17 protein-coding genes are annotated in these 14,379 nt (G+C 72.1%); 4 read left to right on the top strand and 13 right to left on the bottom strand.

Annotation, left to right across the window (positions count from 1 at the left end):
• The first annotated feature begins 76 nt into the window (after positions 1-76).
• A complete protein-coding gene (locus QM782_RS01620; RefSeq protein ID WP_415201196.1) occupies positions 77-262 on the top strand; it encodes a hypothetical protein in 186 nt (61 codons plus the stop codon).
• Positions 263-265: 3 nt separating this feature from the next.
• Here QM782_RS01620 and mnmH read toward each other — a convergent pair whose 3' ends face one another.
• Together mnmH and QM782_RS01610 are read right to left on the bottom strand one after the other, a co-directional pair.
• Complete coding sequence (gene mnmH / locus QM782_RS01615) at positions 266-1,324, bottom strand: tRNA 2-selenouridine(34) synthase MnmH (protein WP_415201195.1); 1,059 nt, start codon at positions 1,322-1,324, stop codon at positions 266-268.
• A gap of 8 nt (positions 1,325-1,332) precedes the next feature.
• Positions 1,333-1,983, bottom strand: coding sequence for an arylesterase (locus tag QM782_RS01610; RefSeq protein WP_415201194.1), 651 nt, complete (start codon positions 1,981-1,983; stop codon positions 1,333-1,335).
• Here QM782_RS01610 and QM782_RS01605 point away from each other — a divergent pair.
• The gene (locus tag QM782_RS01605; protein WP_415201193.1) at positions 1,982-2,665 is read left to right on the top strand and encodes an ABC transporter ATP-binding protein; all 684 of its coding nucleotides are present in this window, start codon (positions 1,982-1,984) and stop codon (positions 2,663-2,665) included. The genes QM782_RS01610 and QM782_RS01605 overlap by 2 nt on opposite strands.
• A gap of 146 nt (positions 2,666-2,811) precedes the next feature.
• Here the strand turns inward: QM782_RS01605 and QM782_RS01600 are convergent, their stop codons facing one another.
• The 5 genes from QM782_RS01600 to QM782_RS01580 form a co-directional block, all read right to left on the bottom strand.
• Positions 2,812-3,546 (bottom strand): hypothetical protein, encoded by a 735-nt coding sequence (locus QM782_RS01600; protein ID WP_415201192.1) that lies wholly within the window; start codon positions 3,544-3,546, stop codon positions 2,812-2,814.
• 83 nt (positions 3,547-3,629) lie between these two features.
• Positions 3,630-4,451: an AfsR/SARP family transcriptional regulator gene (locus QM782_RS01595; RefSeq protein ID WP_415201191.1), complete on the bottom strand. Its 822-nt coding sequence runs from the start codon at positions 4,449-4,451 to the stop codon at positions 3,630-3,632.
• Between the two features lie 777 nt (positions 4,452-5,228).
• On the bottom strand, positions 5,229-5,630 hold the full coding sequence (locus QM782_RS01590; RefSeq protein WP_415201190.1) for a hypothetical protein: 402 nt from the start codon (positions 5,628-5,630) through the stop codon (positions 5,229-5,231).
• Positions 5,631-5,675: 45 nt separating this feature from the next.
• Positions 5,676-6,098 carry a hypothetical protein gene (locus QM782_RS01585; RefSeq protein WP_415201189.1) on the bottom strand — a complete coding sequence of 141 codons (423 nt, stop codon included), beginning with the start codon at positions 6,096-6,098 and terminating at the stop codon, positions 5,676-5,678.
• A gap of 21 nt (positions 6,099-6,119) precedes the next feature.
• A complete protein-coding gene (locus QM782_RS01580; RefSeq protein ID WP_415201188.1) occupies positions 6,120-6,539 on the bottom strand; it encodes a hypothetical protein in 420 nt (139 codons plus the stop codon).
• A 146-nt stretch (positions 6,540-6,685) separates the two neighbouring features.
• Here QM782_RS01580 and rlmB point away from each other — a divergent pair, with 146 nt between their 5' ends.
• On the top strand, positions 6,686-7,423 hold the full coding sequence (gene rlmB / locus QM782_RS01575) for a 23S rRNA (guanosine(2251)-2'-O)-methyltransferase RlmB (RefSeq protein ID WP_415201187.1): 738 nt from the start codon (positions 6,686-6,688) through the stop codon (positions 7,421-7,423).
• A 245-nt stretch (positions 7,424-7,668) separates the two neighbouring features.
• Here rlmB and QM782_RS01570 read toward each other — a convergent pair whose 3' ends face one another.
• Complete coding sequence (locus QM782_RS01570) at positions 7,669-8,910, bottom strand: CaiB/BaiF CoA transferase family protein (RefSeq protein ID WP_415201186.1); 1,242 nt, start codon at positions 8,908-8,910, stop codon at positions 7,669-7,671.
• 2 nt (positions 8,911-8,912) lie between these two features.
• Positions 8,913-10,109 carry an acyl-CoA dehydrogenase gene (locus QM782_RS01565; protein ID WP_415201185.1) on the bottom strand — a complete coding sequence of 399 codons (1,197 nt, stop codon included), beginning with the start codon at positions 10,107-10,109 and terminating at the stop codon, positions 8,913-8,915.
• Positions 10,110-10,272: 163 nt separating this feature from the next.
• On the opposite strand from QM782_RS01565, the gene QM782_RS01560 reads away from it, so the two are divergent.
• The gene (locus QM782_RS01560) at positions 10,273-11,214 is read left to right on the top strand and encodes a LysR family transcriptional regulator (RefSeq protein ID WP_415201184.1); all 942 of its coding nucleotides are present in this window, start codon (positions 10,273-10,275) and stop codon (positions 11,212-11,214) included.
• On the opposite strand, the gene QM782_RS01555 is transcribed toward QM782_RS01560, so the two are convergent.
• From QM782_RS01555 to QM782_RS01540, 4 genes are all read right to left on the bottom strand, one after another.
• Positions 11,177-11,998 (bottom strand): LytR/AlgR family response regulator transcription factor, encoded by an 822-nt coding sequence (locus tag QM782_RS01555; RefSeq protein ID WP_415201183.1) that lies wholly within the window; start codon positions 11,996-11,998, stop codon positions 11,177-11,179. The two genes, QM782_RS01560 and QM782_RS01555, sit on opposite strands and share 38 nt — an antisense overlap.
• A 211-nt stretch (positions 11,999-12,209) precedes the next feature.
• A complete protein-coding gene (locus QM782_RS01550) occupies positions 12,210-13,265 on the bottom strand; it encodes a sensor histidine kinase (RefSeq protein ID WP_415201182.1) in 1,056 nt (351 codons plus the stop codon).
• A 63-nt stretch (positions 13,266-13,328) separates the two neighbouring features.
• Entirely contained in the window at positions 13,329-13,625 is a 297-nt protein-coding gene (locus tag QM782_RS01545; protein ID WP_415201181.1) for a 2TM domain-containing protein, read from the bottom strand.
• A gap of 39 nt (positions 13,626-13,664) precedes the next feature.
• Complete coding sequence (locus tag QM782_RS01540) at positions 13,665-14,339, bottom strand: DUF6622 family protein (RefSeq protein WP_415201180.1); 675 nt, start codon at positions 14,337-14,339, stop codon at positions 13,665-13,667.
• Between the last annotated feature and the right edge of the window lie 40 nt (positions 14,340-14,379).

The raw sequence follows: 14,379 nt of genomic DNA, 5'->3' as shown, positions 1-14,379 counted from the left end.
TGTATTCGCGGCATTTCGCTGTATGCGCGGGTGCTGTTAGAGTCAGGCGCAGGATTGTTGTGAAGCGAGTACGAGATTGGCCACACCCAACTACGGATACGAGAAGCGGCAGAGGGAGCTTGCCAAGAAGCGCAAGAAGGAGGAGAAGCTCAAGGCCAAGGCGGAGCGCAAGCTGCTGGGACCGGGCGAGGGCGACGCACCGCCGGACGACGAGGCCGACGACGACGCTGCACCGGAGCTGCCGCCGCCGGCCGCGCCCTGAGGTTCAGCCCACCGCAGCGATGCGGCGCGCCAGGGCCTGCATCGCGGCGTCCGATCGATCCTCGGCCTGCCATGTCGCGGCCTGTGCAAAGCCGCTGAAGCTGCGGCCGATGGAGCCAAGGTAGCCCGGGTCGTAGTGCTGGCGCAGCAGTGCGCGCACCAGCGCGTCGAAGCGCCCTGCACGGACCAGCGCCTGCCAGCCGTCGACCGTGGCGTTGCCGCGCATGGCGCGCAGCACGTCGAGCCGCTGGCACAGGTAGCCGGCATCGCGCAGCAGGAATGCGTAGTCTTCCAGCAGCAGTGCCACGCGCTCCTCTGCCGGCAGCTGCAGATGCAGGCAGGGCGCGGCGCGCATGGCCTGCATCAGCGATTCGGGGACGGCCAGGTTACCGACCTTGCGGCTCTCGCTCTCGACGTAGACCGGCCGCGCCGGATCGAAGCCGCGCAGGCGTTCCCAGACCAGCGTCTCGAAGCGCTTCTGGCCCGGCTGCTGTAGCCCCGGCAGCGCGCCCAGCACCGAGGCGCGGTGATTGGCCAGGGCTTCCAGGTCCAGCACCTGCTCGCCCTCGCGGTCCAGCGCCTGCAGCAGCCGCGTTTTGCCCGAGCCGGTGGTGCCGCAGACCACGCGCAGCGCCAGCGGCGCCAAGCGCCGCGGGATGTCGTCGACCACCGCGCGGCGGAAGGCCTTGTAGCCGCCGTCCACCAGCGTCACCCGAAAGCCGATCTGGTCGAGGATCAGCGCCAGCGCGCCGCTGCGCTGTCCGCCACGCCAGCAGTACAGCAGCGGCTGCCAGTCCCGGGGCAATTCCAGTACCTCGCGCTCGATGTGGCCGGCGATGTTGCGTGCCGCCATGGCGGCGCCGCGCTTGCGCGCCTCGAACGCGCTGATCTGCTTGAACGCGGTGCCGACGATGCGCCGCTCCTCGTTCGTCAGCGTCGGCCAGTTGCGGGCGCCGGGCAGGTGGTCTTCGGCATATTCGTCCTCGCTGCGCGCGTCGACGATGGCGGAGAACTGCTCCAGCCGCGACAGCAGCTCTGCGGCCGGCACGCGGTCGACGGCCATGGGCGCGCCTACCGCAGCAGCTTGCGCAGCTCGGGCCAGACGTTGTCCAGCATCGCCGCCTGCGCTTCTTCGCGCGGGTGGATGCGGTCGGCCTGGAACAGCGCCGCGGCGTCGGGCCCGTCCGCCACGCCTTCGAGCAGGAACGGCACCAGGCCGGCCTTGTGCGTGCGCGCGACCTCGGCGAACAGGTCCGCGAACTGGCGGCCGTAGGCCGCGCCGTAGTTCGGCGGCATCTGCATGCCGACGATCAGCACCCGGGCGCCGGCCTGCTGCGCGGCCTGGGTCATGGCGGCGAGGTTGTCGGCCGTGTTCTTCAGCGGCAGCCCGCGCAGCGCATCGTTGCCGCCGAGTTCCAGCACCACGAGGGTCGGCTGGAAGTCGGCCAGCAGCGCGGCGAGCCGCGCGCGGCCGCCGGAGGTGGTGTCGCCGCTGATGCTGGCGTTGCGCACCTCGGCGGGGATCTTCTGCGCCGCCAGCCGCTGCGCCAGCAGCGCGACCCAGCCGCTGCCGCGGCGCAGCCCGTACTCGGCCGACAAGCTGTCGCCGACCACCAGGATGCGGTGCGGCCCGCGGCCCTGCGCACGGGAAGGCCCGGCCGCCCAGGGGATGTACAGCCCGGCGATAAAGTGTCGTCGTCTCAAACCAGGAAGCCCTTCCATGCCCGTCTCCCGCGGCGCCGCGCTCGTTGCTGTCGAACACGTGTTCAAGTCGGTGGCCGACTCGACGGGAACGCTCGACATTCTGCGCGATATCGATTTCGTCCTGGCCGAGCGGGAAACCGCAGCCATCGTCGGTGCCTCGGGCTCCGGCAAGAGCACGCTGCTGTCGATCATCGCCGGGCTGGACACGCCCACGCGCGGCACCGTGCGCATCGCCGGCCAGGACCTGTTCGCGCTCGACGAGGACCGGCGCGCCGCGCTGCGCGCGCAGAAGATCGGCTTCGTGTTCCAGAGCTTCCAGCTGATGGGCAACCTGACGGCGCTGGAGAACGTGATGCTGCCGCTGGAACTGGCGGGCCGGCGCGACGCCCGCGCCGCTGCCGGTGAGATGCTGGCCCGCGTCGGCCTGGGCGAGCGCCTGGCGCACTATCCCCGGGTGCTGTCCGGCGGCGAGCAGCAGCGCGTGGCGCTGGCGCGCGCCTTCGTCGTGCAGCCCGCCGTGCTGCTGGCCGACGAACCCACCGGCAGCCTGGATTTCGCGACCGGCGAGAAGGTCATGGAGCTGATGTTCCAGCTGAACCGCGAGCTCGGCACGACGCTGGTGCTGGTCACGCACGACCGCGAGATCGCGGCGCAATGCGAGCGGCGCATCGTGATCGAGGCCGGGCGCGTGGCGGCCTGAGCTTCAGTTCAGCAGATCTGCCGTGTGTGGCCGCGCGTCCGTGGCGTGCGGCATCGCCACGCACCTGCGGTCCATGCCTTCACCGTGTCGCTGCGAGGCCGACGGCGGCGGGCTGCGCCCGGGCGCCTGCCGGCCCCGGAGTCCGGTCAGGCCATCAGATCGGCCAGCAGCAATACGGCCGCACCGGGAGGCAACGCTCGCGACGCCGGGCCCGTGCCGAGCGGCGCGGCGCGGCGCTGATGCGCAGCCTGACGCCGGCCGTCGTTCCGAGCAGCCGCAGTTCGGCGCAGAGATGGGTCATCGGCGTGGTGGGGGCCTGTGCGGCTTCGCGCAACAGCGCGTCCAGACCGCGGGACGTCGGCGGGATGGGCGGCCAGCGGCCGGCCGCGCAGGACGCGCAGGGCATCTCCGCGCGACAGCAGCGACTCGGCTCGCGCGTTCGCGAACAGCGGCCGGGCGTCGGCCGCCAGGATCATCGCGGCAGTGGGCAGCAGCTGCAGGCTGTCTTCCCGTGCGGTGGCGGGTGGCAGGCCCTGCCACCGCAGCATCGCCGAAGTCGCGCGCTGCAGAGAGGGCGCCACCTGTTCCAGCAGCCGCTGCGCCTGCTCGGACCGTGCCGACGCCTGCGCTCCGCCGAAACTGAGGCTGATGCCGCCAGAGGCGTGCCGCTGGTCCAGGGGCATGCCAATCACGGCCATGTTGCGGATCCGTTGCGGCAGGATGATTTCGTCATGGAACGGGGAGTCCTCCACCTGCCGGCGCGGAGCCAGCGTGGTCTGGTCCACGGCGCGTCCGTACGGCACCTCGAGCATGGCGCGCGACCAGGGGGTGTCCTGGTAGCGCTCCAGGAAGCGCCGGGGCCGAATCGGGATGCAGCCCATGCGTCACACCATCAAGCCGCCCTGCGGCTGCGTGAACGAGGAGCAGGCCGTCACCAGGGTGCCGATGCCGTGCGTGGCCTCGGTCAGCCGCTGCAGCAGCGCCGGCTACTGCCGGGGGCGGCCACCACGTCCATGGCGGCTTCGATGATCCGGTGCACGGCCGCAGGCGCAACGCCAGGCATCGCCGACGGCACCAGCGGCGCGTGCGAGGGCGCAGCGGCTGCGAGGTCCGGCGCCGGCGCCAGGCCCAGCTCCTGCTGCAGATGGTGCGCATGCCGCTGTTGCGCGCGCTGCGCGCGGGCCGGTTCGCCCAGCACCGTGCAGGCACGCAACAGTGCGCGCAGCGTGGCCTCGTGCAGCGGATCGCGCGCCAGCACCAGTTCGGCGGCGTCGGCCGTTGCCGCGGGGTCGTGCGCCAGCGCCGCCAGCCAATGCTGCACGGCCTGGTGCCAGCACTGTTCCAGCCAGGCCCGCTGGCGCGCCAGCCAGTCCAGTGCGGCCTCGCCCAGGCCTGCTTTCATGCCGTCCAGCAGGCCAGGCCGGTAGGCCTGCACAGCCTGCGCATGCCAGCCGGCGTCGCACGCGTGCAGGAAGTCGGCCAGGTCGCTGGCCGGAGCCCAGCGCAGCCGGTCGCCCTGCAGTTCCAGCGGCGGGGCCAGTGGCAGCGCGGCGGCCAGCCAGCTGGCCTGCAGGATCACCTTGCGCAGGTTGCGCTTCGCGTCGGCGGGCGTGCGCTCGGGCCAGAGCTGTTCGGCCAGCTGCTCCCGCGTGCCCCAGTCGCACCGGCAGGCCAGCAGGGCCAGCAGCTGGAAGCGCCGTTCGGGCCGGAACGGCAGCACGCGGCCGGCGCCGTGCCAGCTCACGTCACCGAACAGCCGCAGGCGGTGTGTGGTGACCGTGTCCATCTCAGTTTTCCATGGCGCTGGCGCGCCACCCGCAAGGCATGAAACCGGCTTGCAGGCAAAGGTTCACAAGGCCGCGGAGCAGGCCATGCAAGTGCACCCGCGGAACTGGCTCTGCCAGGCCGCCGGGTGCGCCCCTTGAGGGGGATGGGACTTCTACACGCAGTGAGAAGTCCAAACGGGGTGGTTTCATTTCAGTTCTCCACGGCGCTGGCGCGCTGCCTGCGTCGCACGGAACAGGGTTGCAAGCAGCGGTTCGAAAGACCGCGGAGCAGGCCGCCCTGCCAACGGGCGCCGCGGGCCGGCTTGGCCGGACCGCAGGCGTGCCTTGCAGGCCGCAGCGGTTCCGGAGGAGCCGCCTCGTCGGGCCGTCCTGGCCCGCGCAGGCAGGCTCGGAGCCGCGGCCCCCCCGCCCCCCGGAGGAGGTTGGCGCAGCGCGCAGCGCGCAGACGGGGGGTGTTTCACTTCAGCCGCATGCGGCCGCGCGTCCGACGCCAGGCGATGCGGCAGCTGCCGTTCGAACGGTGCCGTGGCATGCAGGGATCCGGGTGGCAAGGGCGACATGGCAGTTCACCATAGCGGGCGAGCACCGTGCCTACAAGCGACCGCAGGGCCGGTCCTCGACAGATTTGTGTACGGCGCCGAGGTGGGGCGAGGCCGGGCCGTCGCACAGCGCTCGCATGGCCCCAGTTTTCGCGGTGCCGGATGTCGTCGAGGTCCCAGGCCATCGGCGACGTGGCCGCCGAACCCCTGCTCGCACACCACCAGTTCCAGGTGCCGTCATGGTGCTCGGGCCGGCTCGAGGCTTGCAGGGATATCGATCGGCCCACGACGTAGATAGATGACGACCCTGGCGTCCTGTTGGTCGTACTCCTGCGACGTTCGCCGCGGCATGTTCCACGGATCGATGGATCTGCTGAGGCTGCCGCTGTCGGGACGGCGGATCGCCAGTCCGGTCTTGCAGACCCCATAGGGATGAGCAGGGATGGCCACCGAGCTCACCAGGGCGAGCGGGTGGGCCTGCATCTGCGTACGGAAGGCCTTCGCCCGGTCTTTCCGTTGCGCCGATCGTCGGCTGTCGGGCGCATCCATCCGATGCACCGGCACGTGTACCTGCTTCATCTTGCCGACGGCGAAATCGGCCGGATCGGCCGCCTGGGCTGTGTCGTTGGCGGACTGCATGCCGGCGGGCGCTCCGTAGCTGGCACCGGCCAAGCGGCGCAGGCGCTACCGCGGGGGCAGTGCGATGGACGTGCATGTGAGCTCCTGCTCGTTGGCGCGCACCAGACAGCCGCGTTGCGTGGCTGGCGGCAGGGCCTGCGCAGCACCGCGCTGCGCGCGCCGGAACGCGATGCGCCGCCAGGCCGCGATCAACGTGACGGCGCTGCAGCCGAACATGTTGATGCCCGTGATGGCGAGGAAGAACAGATCCTTCAGCACCAGCGCTCCGTACGCCAGCGCGGTCGCGTTGGCCACCATCCAGGATCCCCAGGTGAACAGCGAGATCGCGCGCGCGCCATCGGTACAGCGCCAGACGGCCACGATCTGCGGCACGTAGGTCACGATGCGGCCGACGTTGGTGACCAGGTAGGCCCAGGCGATGGCCGCGAGCCAGGGGGCGCTGGCCAGTGCATGCGGATCGGGGATCATGTCAGCGCGCGCCGGGCGAGTTCATTCGCCGGCCTCGCAGAGCCAGAAGCGCCGCAACTGCAGTGCCGTCGGGCAATGGCGCTCGACCACGCGCTGGATCAGGCCCGAGGCCAGGAAATCCGGACGGTCCCAGTGCTGGTCGAGCACCAGCATGGCTTCGAACAGCGCCTGGCTGTCGCCGCCGGCCTCGAAGCGGTCGAGCAGGGCGGCCGTCAGCGCCATGGCGGCGTACGGCGCCTGGATGGCCGCGTCGCTGCGCAGCCAGTCCAGCGAATCACTGCCCGATGCCAGGGCGGCGACCGTCGGGCTGGGCGGCGCTGGCGGCCCCCACCAGGCGGGTGGCAGGCCAGCATGGGCGACCAGCGCGGCGGCGCATACAACCCATGGCCAGCGCGGCAGTGCCACCGGTCGTGGGAGCGTGAAGCGAGGGATGGAATGCATGGCGATCTCCGCAGTGGGTGACCGCTTGAACTTATGGCGTCGGCGTTTCATGCGCGTTTCGTCCAAGTGCCTGGGCCGCGCGGGGCGGGCGTCTTCATCCTCCATTTGACGGATGGCGTGCGGCTGGCGCCGATAATCCGCGCCCTATGTCAGCCCCCAAAGTCCTGTTCGGCTTCCACGCGGTCGGCGTGCGGCTGAAGACCGCGCCGCAGTCCATCGTCGAGATCTACTACGAGCCGACCCGGCGCGATGCCCGCATGCGCCAGTTCCTGGAGCGTGCGCGCGAGGCCGGCGCGCGGCTGATCGAGGCCGACGGCCTGCGCATCGCCCGGCTGGCCGGCAGCCACGGCCACCAGGGCGTGGCCGCGCGCGTGCAGCCGCTGCCGCAGCAGCATTCGCTGGACGAGTTCCTGGACGGCCTGCAGGGCCCGCCGCTGCTGCTGGTGCTCGACGGCGTGACCGATCCGCACAACCTGGGCGCCTGCCTGCGCGTGGCCGACGGCGCCGGCGCGCACGCGGTGATCGCGCCCAAGGACCACGCCGCCGGCATCAACGCCACGGTGGCCAAGGTGGCCAGCGGCGCGGCCGAGACGGTGCCGTACTTCATGGTCACCAACCTCGCGCGCACGCTCGGGGAGCTGAAGGAGCGGGGCATCTGGTGCCTGGGCACCAGCGACGATGCGGAGCGCACGCTCTACCAGGCCGATCTGGCCGCGCCGGTGGCGCTGGTGCTGGGCGCCGAGGGCGAGGGCATGCGCCAGCTCACGCGCAAGACCTGCGACGCGCTGGTGCGCATCCCCATGCGCGGCGCCGTGGAGAGCCTGAACGTGTCGGTGGCCAGCGGCGTGTGCCTGTACGAGGCGCTGCGCCAGCGCGGCGGCTGAAGCGGCACCGCCGCGTCAGAGAAGCCGTGGGCGAGTCGATCGTGCCCGCGACGGGGTGCGCCGGGCCCCAGGCGTAGGCGCAGGCCGCCGCCCTGGCTGTTTGTTGCCAGGGCCAGGACTGCAACGCCCGCATGGAATCTGGCGTGTCCCGGCCCGAAGGACGAGGCCCCGGGCGCGGCGATGGCGATGCACGTGCACGCTCACCGGAATCCCCGCGTGGGTGCGGGGGATGCGTTCACACGGCTTCAGACCGTCCCGGCCGCGCGCAGGGCGTCGATCTCCGCCTGCGACAGGCCCAGTTCCCGCAGCACCTCCTCGGTGTGCTGCCCCAGCGCCGGCGGCGCGTTGCGCAGCACCGGCGGGTGCTCGGACAGGCGCAGCGGGCTGGCCACGCCGGCGATGGACGCGATGCCGTCGCCGGCGTCGCGCGGCAGTTCCACGCGCAGGCCGCGCGCGATCACCTGGGGATCGGCGAAGGCCTGGCCGATGTCGTTGATCGGGCCGCAGGGCACGGCCTTGTCTTCCAGCAGCACGATCCAGTCGGCCGTGGTGCGACGGCGCGTCGCCTCTTCCATCAGCGGGATCAGCGTGCCGCGGTGGCGCACGCGGGCGGTGTTGGTGAGAAAGCGCGCGTCCTGCGCCCATTCCGGATGGCCGGCGGCCTCGCAGAAGCGCGCGAACTGGCCGTCGTTGCCGATCGCCAGCAGCATCGCGCCGTCGGCCGTCGGAAAGTCCTGGTACGGCGCGAGGCTGGGGTGGGTGTTGCCCTGGCGCTGCGGCACCTGGCCAGTGTTCAGGTAGCCGGTGGCCTGGTTGGCGAGGATGGCCATGCCGACGTCCAGCAGCGCCATGTCCACGTGCTGGCCGCGGCCGGTCGCGTCGCGCGCGCGCAGGGCGGCCAGGATCGCGGTGGAGGCGTAGACGCCGGTGAACAGGTCGGTCAGCGCCACGCCCACGCGCACGCCGCCGCCACCGGGCTCGCCGTCGGCGCGGCCGGTGATGCTCATCATGCCGCTGGAAGCCTGGATCAGCAGGTCGTAGCCGGCGCGCGCGGCGTACGGCCCGTCCTGGCCGAAGCCGGTGACCGAGCAATAGACCAGGCGCGGGTTCTCGGCCGCCAGGCTGGCGTAGTCCAGCCCGTATTTCCTCAGGCCGCCGACCTTGAAGTTCTCGACCAGCACGTCGGCCTCGCGCGCCATGCGGCGGATCAGCGCCTGGCCCTCGGGCCGCGCCATGTCGATCGTGACCGAGCGCTTGTTGCGGTTGCAGGCGGCGAAGTAGCTGGCCTGGGTGGTGTCGTGGCCCTGGGCGTCCTTCAGGAACGGCGGGCCCCAGTGGCGCGTGTCGTCGCCGGCGCGCGGCAGCTCGACCTTGACCACGTCGGCGCCCAGGTCCGCCAGGATCTGGGTGCACCAGGGGCCGGCCAGCACGCGCGAGAGGTCCAGCACCTTCAGGCCGGCCAGCGCGCCGGTAGCGGTGGTCGCCATGCTCAGTTCCCGAAGGCGGCGATGCCGGTCTGGGCGCGGCCCAGGATCAGCGCGTGCACGTCGTGCGTGCCCTCGTAGGTGTTCACGACTTCCAGGTTGACCAGGTGCCGCGCCACGCCGAACTCGTCGCTGATGCCGTTGCCGCCCATCATGTCGCGCGCCATGCGGGCGATGTCCAGCGCCTTGCCGCAGTTGTTGCGCTTGAGGATGGAGGTGACCTCCACCGAGGCGATGCCCTCGTCCTTCATGCGGCCCAGCCGCAGGCTGCCCTGCAGGCCCAGCGTGATCTCGGTCTGCATGTCCGCCAGCTTCTTCTGGATCAGCTGGTTGGCCGCCAGCGGACGGCCGAACTGGCGGCGGTCCAGCACGTACTGGCGGGCGCGGTGCCAGCAGTCCTCGGCCGCGCCCAGCGCGCCCCAGCTGATGCCGTAGCGTGCGCTGTTCAGGCAGGTGAACGGGCCCTTCAGGCCCTGGATCTCCGGAAAGGCGTTCTCCTCGGGCACGAACACGTCGTCCATGACGATCTCGCCGGTGATCGAGGCGCGCAGGCCGACCTTGCCGTGGATCGCCGGGGCGCTGAGGCCCTGCATGCCCTTCTCCAGCACGAAGCCGCGGATCGGGCCGACCGCGCCGCCCTCGCTGACCTCCTTGGCCCAGACCACGAACACGTCGGCGATCGGGCTGTTGGTGATCCACATCTTGCTGCCCTTGAGCCGGTAGCCGCCCGCCGTCCTGTGGGCGCGGGTGGCCATGCTGCCGGGGTCCGAGCCGTGGTCGGGCTCGGTCAGGCCGAAGCAGCCGATCCACTCGCCCCGGGCCAGTTTGGGCAGGTACTTCTGCTTCTGCGCCTCGGTGCCGAAGGCGTCGATCGGCACCATGACCAGGGAGGACTGCACGCTGGCCATGGAGCGGTAGCCCGAGTCCACGCGCTCGACCTCGCGCGCGATCAGGCCGTAGCAGACGTAGTTCAGCCCCGGACCGCCGTACTGCTCGGCGATGGTCGGGCCCAGCAGGCCCAGTTCGCCCATCTCGCGGAAGATCGTCACGTCGGTCTTCTCGTGGCGGAACTGCTCCAGCACGCGCGGCGCCAGCTTGCCCTGGCAGTAGGCATGGGCCGCGTCGCGCACGGCGCGCTCGTCGGCGCTCAGTTGCTGGTCCAGCAGCAGGGGGTCTTGCCAGTCGAATCGGGCCGTGGCCATGGCGTCTCCTTGGAGGGGGCAGGTGAAAGAAAGAGGCGCCATCCTAGCCGCAGGGCGTGCGCGCCGGCAAACGATGATTGCTGATCGAGATATGCGCTCCATGCACATCTGGGGCGGACAGTTGCTACGATCGGACGCCTGAAATGTGTGGATCGCGAATACCATGCGCCGCAAGCTGCCCACCACCCAGGCCCTGGTCTGCTTCGAGTCCGCGGCCCGGCACGAGAGCTACACCCGCGCCGGGCAGGAACTGGCGCTGACCCAGGGCGCCGTCTCGCGCCAGATCGCGGCGCTGGAGGCGTTTCTCGGCGTGGTGCTGTTCCGCCGCACGCGCCACGGCGTGGCGCTGACCGGCAGCGGGCGCGACTATGCGCGCCAGGTCGCGCGCCGGCTCGACGGGCTGGAGCTGGATACGCTGAACGCGATGGCCGGCCAGGCGGCCGGCGACTCGCTGGCGCTGGCGGCCGTGGCCACCTTCGCCACGCGCTGGCTGATCCCGCGCCTGCCGGACCTGGCGCGCCGCCACCCGCAGATCACCGTCAACATCGAGACGCGCACGCGCCCCTTCCTGTTCAGCGACCACGGCTTCGACGCCGCGCTGTACGCCGGCACGCCCGAGCAGGTGCGCAACTGGCCCGGCACCCGCGCCGTCCTGTTGATGAGCGAGGAGGTCGTGCCGGTCTGCAGCGCCGCGCTGCTGGCCGGCCGCAGGCGGCTGAGCCCGCAGCAGGTGGCGGCGCTGCCGCTGCTGCAGCAGAGCACCCGGCCCGACGCCTGGCGGCAGTGGTTCGAGGCCATGGGCGTGGCGGCCGCGCATTGGCAGAGCGGGCCGCGCTACGAGCTGTTCTCGATGTCGGCCACGGCCGCCGCGCACGGCCTGGGCGTGGCCCTGGTGCCGCGCCTGCTGGTGGAGGACGACCTGGCGCGCGGCACCCTGGTGGTGGCCTGCGACCGGCCGCTGCAGGGCAGCCGCGGCTACTACCTGGTCTGGCCGGAGCGCAGCGACCCGCCGGCGGCGCTGGCGCTGCTGCGCGACTGGCTGGTCGAATGCGCGCAGGCCGTGCCGCCTACATCGCCCGGAACAGGTGGGCGTACAGCCGGCTGACGGCGAAGCGTTCGTCTTGCAGGCCGCGCAGCGTCAGCTGCAGCCGGCCGTGCTCGTCGCGCACCACGGTGTCGATGGCGGCCGCCTGCACCACGGTGCCGCGGTGGATCTGCCAGAAGCGCTGCGCGTCCAGCCGCGGCAGCAGCTCCTTCAGCGGGGTGCGGATCAGGTACTCGCGGCCGGCCGTCAGCAGGCGCACGTACTTGTCGGCGGCCTCGAAGGCCAGCACCTGCTCGACCGGCACCAGGTGGATGGCGTTGCCCACGCCGGCCTGGATCTGCGCCAGCGGCGCAGCGCCGTCCGCTGCAGGCGCCGTGCCCAGCGGGCCGGCCTGCCGCGCCAGCCAGTCGCGCAGCTGCGCCAGCGTCTGCGCGTCCGTGTCCGCCTGGCTCTGCCGGCGTTGCGCCAGCCGCGCCTGCAGGCGCTGCACGGTGCGGGCCAGGCGCTCCGGCTGCACCGGCTTGACCAGGTAGTCCGCCGCCTGCGCGTCGAAGGCCTGCACCGCGTAGTGGTCGAACGCGGTCACGAACACCACGGCCGGCAGCGGCATGGCGGCCGGCCAGCGCTCGGCCAGCTCGACGGCGGCGTCCAGGCCGCTCTGGCCCGGCATCCGGATGTCCAGGAACACCACGTCCGGCAGCAGCGCCAGGGCCTGGCGCACGGCCGTTGCGCCGTCGGCCACGCTGTCCACGACATCGAGCGCCGGCCAGGCGCGGGCCAGCTCGCGGCGCAGCGCCTCGGCGAGCAGCGGTTCGTCCTCGGCGATCAGGGCGCGCGCATCCATGGAAACGCCATGTCGATTTGATTGACATGCTGCTGTGCACAAGTCAAGTGCCCCTGTGCACCATTTCGCGATCGAGATTGCAACATGTTGATTCTCTATGAAATATTTTGCAGTTTTTTGTCAGGCGCGGCATTTGCTACGTCGCGTACATGCTGGAAATCTTTCTTGTCTTGTATGTGATCCTGCTGGCCATTCTTCTGCGGCGCATTCCCTAGCCGGGCGCCGCAGGAAGCAATGGCAACCACAGCAGCGCCTGCATGCCGCCCTGCGGGCCCGCCTGGGTCCGCAGGCCGGCGAGGTCGCCGTAGCGCGTGGCCAGGCGCGCACGGATCTGCGACAGCCCGAAGCCCGTGCCCTGCGGCGCGCCGTCCGGCGCCGGGCCGGCGCCGTCGTCCGTCACTTCCAGCCACAGCCGGTCCCCGTCCTCCCAGGCACGCACGCTGACCGTGCCGCCGGCGACCTGCGGCTCCAGGCCGTGCCGCACCGCGTTCTCCACCAGCGGCTGCAGCAACAGCGCCGGCACCGGGCGCTGCGCCGACGGCGGCGGCAGTTCCAGCACGAAGCGCAGGCGCGGCCCCATGCGCACCGCCATCAGCTCCAGGTAGTCGCGCAGCCGCGAGAACTCCTGCTCCAGCGTGTGCTCGGTGCTGCGCGAGGCCTGCAGCGTCGCGCGCAGGAAGGCCACCAGGTGGTCCAGCATCCGCGTGGCGCGCGGCGGGTCCAGCGCGATCAGCACGCGCAGGTTGGCCAGCGTGTTGAACAGCATGTGCGGCTCCAGCTGCGCCTCCAGCAGCTTCAGCCGGGCCTCGCTGGCGTCGCGCTCCGCGGCGGCGATCCTGGCCGCCATGGCCGCCGCCTTGCCGCGGGCGTGGAAGTAGAAGGCGCCGGCGGCGCCGGCCAGGATGGTGATGTACAGGCCCACGTAGCTCTTGTTGGGGGCCGGCGCGTGCTGGCCGTCGCCCGGCCCCACGAGCTGCAGCGCCAGCCAGTCGCCCGCCAGGAAGCCCACCGCGATGCCGCAGGCCACCACCAGCGCGCCGCGCCAGCCCCGGGGCCAGCCCTTGCCGCCGTCGGCCGAGGGGTGGCAGTGGCGCGCGGGCACCAGGGCGCGCCCGGTCTCGATCACGCCCCAGCACAGGCTGCCGATGCACAGCGAATAGACGAGCTGGACGAGGTAGACGCGGGTCGGCCAGATCAGCGTGGTGAGCACGGCGACGATGCAGCACAGCGCCAGCACGTGCAGGTAGTGGCGCAGCAGGGTCGGCATGGCGGCGTTCGGCACGGTTCGGGTGTGGCGGATTCTTGACGAAGACGCAAGCGGGCGGGCGGCCTACCGCCGGCCGGTCCGGTCCTGCAGGCGCTCGCGTTCGCGCTCGACCATGCGGCCCATCAGCGGGCTGCCCGGCGCGAAGGCCCAGACCGCCAGGCCGTGGAAGAACAGCCCCAGGCCCCAGCCGAGCAGTGGGAACATGGCCCAGTGCCGCCCGCTGGCCAGCGACAGGGCGATCAGCCCGGCGTTGACCACCGCGTACACGGCGGCGTGGAGGTACCAGCCCAGCTTGGCCCGGGCGCGGCGGTGGGCCAACTGGTCGAGCTGGCGGGTGTCGAAGGCAGGCGTGGCGTTCATGTCGGGCTCCTGGTGAATCGGTGGGAAGAAAGGATTCGTTCAGGCCGCGGCCGGCGGCGGCGCATGCCGGCGCATCGCCAGCCGGACCAGCCGCAGCGCACGCCCCGCGAACACGCCGCTGAAAAGGCCGTACAGCGTGCCGATGCCGACGGCGAAGCCGGCCTGGTGCGCGACCCCCGGGTGGAGGGCCAGCGTGACGCCGATCGCGTACTTGGTCGCGAAGACGCCCATCATCAGCGCCAGCGGCACGGCGCTGCCGGGCTGGTGGAAGCGGCGGGTGCCGGCGTCGTAGCGCACGGCGGGGTGCAGCGGCATGCGGCCGGCGGCGGCCAGCGCCAGCGCGGCGGCGGCCGCCCAGCCCGCCAGCGCCGGCAGCCCCGCGCCGGACCGTCCGAAGGCGGTGGCCACGCCGTAGGCCGCCAGCACCGCCATCGCCAGCGGCAGGGCCGCGGCGCGCGCCAGCGGCGTGCTGCCGGGCCGCAGCTGGCGCCCGCCCAGCCAGGCGAGCAGCGCGAACACGGCGAACACCCAGGCGGGCGTATGGGTCAGGATCTGCAGCAGCATGGCGGTCCGGCGTGTGGCAGTGGCGATGGCCGCACTGTGCCCACGGGCTGCCGAGCGGGCCAGCGCGATGCGACGGAACGCCGCGCCGCCGGCGCGAAACGCGCCTGTGCCGGGCGAACGGCGGCGGCCACCGCCGATGACCTTCGTCACGCGCCGGCGCGCGGGCCGCTGGCTATGCTGGTTTCCGGGT

It is taken from the genome of Pseudorhodoferax sp. (assembly GCF_047601025.1).
Classification (GTDB): Bacteria; Pseudomonadota; Gammaproteobacteria; order Burkholderiales; family Burkholderiaceae_C; genus Pseudorhodoferax.
The sequence above is the reverse complement of the archived record's forward strand: the minus strand, read 5'-3'. Positions and strand labels throughout refer to the sequence as shown.

Coding starts and splice junctions, on each gene's coding strand:
- mnmH (WP_415201195.1), bottom strand. CDS start 1,324: ATGGCCGTCGACCGCGTGCCGGCCGCAGAGCTGCTGTCGCGGCTGGAG.
- QM782_RS01605 (WP_415201193.1), top strand. CDS start 1,982: ATGCCCGTCTCCCGCGGCGCCGCGCTCGTTGCTGTCGAACACGTGTTC.
- QM782_RS01610 (WP_415201194.1), bottom strand. CDS start 1,983: ATGGAAGGGCTTCCTGGTTTGAGACGACGACACTTTATCGCCGGGCTG.
- QM782_RS01600 (WP_415201192.1), bottom strand. CDS start 3,546: ATGGGCTGCATCCCGATTCGGCCCCGGCGCTTCCTGGAGCGCTACCAG.
- QM782_RS01595 (WP_415201191.1), bottom strand. CDS start 4,451: ATGGACACGGTCACCACACACCGCCTGCGGCTGTTCGGTGACGTGAGC.
- QM782_RS01590 (WP_415201190.1), bottom strand. CDS start 5,630: ATGCAGTCCGCCAACGACACAGCCCAGGCGGCCGATCCGGCCGATTTC.
- QM782_RS01585 (WP_415201189.1), bottom strand. CDS start 6,098: ATGATCCCCGATCCGCATGCACTGGCCAGCGCCCCCTGGCTCGCGGCC.
- QM782_RS01580 (WP_415201188.1), bottom strand. CDS start 6,539: ATGCATTCCATCCCTCGCTTCACGCTCCCACGACCGGTGGCACTGCCG.
- rlmB (WP_415201187.1), top strand. CDS start 6,686: ATGTCAGCCCCCAAAGTCCTGTTCGGCTTCCACGCGGTCGGCGTGCGG.
- QM782_RS01570 (WP_415201186.1), bottom strand. CDS start 8,910: ATGGCGACCACCGCTACCGGCGCGCTGGCCGGCCTGAAGGTGCTGGAC.
- QM782_RS01565 (WP_415201185.1), bottom strand. CDS start 10,109: ATGGCCACGGCCCGATTCGACTGGCAAGACCCCCTGCTGCTGGACCAG.
- QM782_RS01560 (WP_415201184.1), top strand. CDS start 10,273: ATGCGCCGCAAGCTGCCCACCACCCAGGCCCTGGTCTGCTTCGAGTCC.
- QM782_RS01555 (WP_415201183.1), bottom strand. CDS start 11,998: ATGGATGCGCGCGCCCTGATCGCCGAGGACGAACCGCTGCTCGCCGAG.
- QM782_RS01550 (WP_415201182.1), bottom strand. CDS start 13,265: ATGCCGACCCTGCTGCGCCACTACCTGCACGTGCTGGCGCTGTGCTGC.
- QM782_RS01545 (WP_415201181.1), bottom strand. CDS start 13,625: ATGAACGCCACGCCTGCCTTCGACACCCGCCAGCTCGACCAGTTGGCC.